Raw genomic sequence first — 250 nt, 5'->3', positions numbered from 1 at the left:
CTACCGCAAGGGCCAGTGCCGTCACATACAGCTTGCTCTCCGAGTAGGCGAGGTCCGAACTCCATCGCCGCTCCAGCCAATCGATGTCGCCCAGCGCGCCGCGCACAACCCGGTGCATGCTGCTGCTCAGATATACCAGCCGGGACGGGCGCTCGATCAGCGCGGTCAACAGATAAGGCGCAAGGACGTTGACCGCGAGCGTGCCGGCGTGCCCGTCGGCCGTGGTATTGCGACCGGACAGATAGGCGCC

The 250-nt window shown here is 66.0% G+C and carries 1 pseudogene; it reads right to left on the bottom strand.

The annotated features are described in order from the left end of the window. Positions 1 to 250 (bottom strand): annotated as a pseudogene (locus tag SB749_RS20255) (daunorubicin C-13 ketoreductase); the annotation flags it as partial.

Source organism: Brevibacterium sp. SIMBA_078, from assembly GCF_046534565.1.
Taxonomy (GTDB): Bacteria; Actinomycetota; Actinomycetes; order Actinomycetales; family Brevibacteriaceae; genus Brevibacterium.
This window is presented reverse-complemented; position numbering and strand designations above follow the sequence as displayed.